Annotated in this window: 1 pseudogene; it reads right to left on the bottom strand. The window is 38.6% G+C overall.

Features of this window, described 5'->3' with window-relative positions:
• Positions 1-9 precede the first annotated feature (9 nt).
• Positions 10-306 (bottom strand): annotated as a pseudogene (locus ACFINZ_RS11140) (ferredoxin--NADP reductase); the annotation flags it as partial.

Here is a 306-nt window from a genome sequence, read left to right as displayed (position 1 = left end):
ACTTTCCTCTTATCCTACAAAAGTGTGTTCCACAATATAAGATTCCAGTGCATCATCATTGGCGCCTTCAACAAGACCAAAAGCTTCACACATTCTTGCACAATCTTTCAGCATTGCCATGGAATTACAAATCATCACAAGGTCCTCATCAGCATGAATTTTCAGCAAACCAGTCATTTCAAAAAAATACCACTCTCCATAACAATCGTAATGCACCCCATATGCTCAGAAGTTTTCCGAGTCGTCATGGAATAAAATTTCAACTGTAGTGTGTATTCACCAATTAGTGGATCTTCTCGTAAAGAG

It is taken from the genome of Bartonella sp. AA81SXKL, from assembly GCF_042196945.1.
Lineage (GTDB): Bacteria > Pseudomonadota > Alphaproteobacteria > Rhizobiales > Rhizobiaceae > Bartonella.
This window is presented reverse-complemented; position numbering and strand designations above follow the sequence as displayed.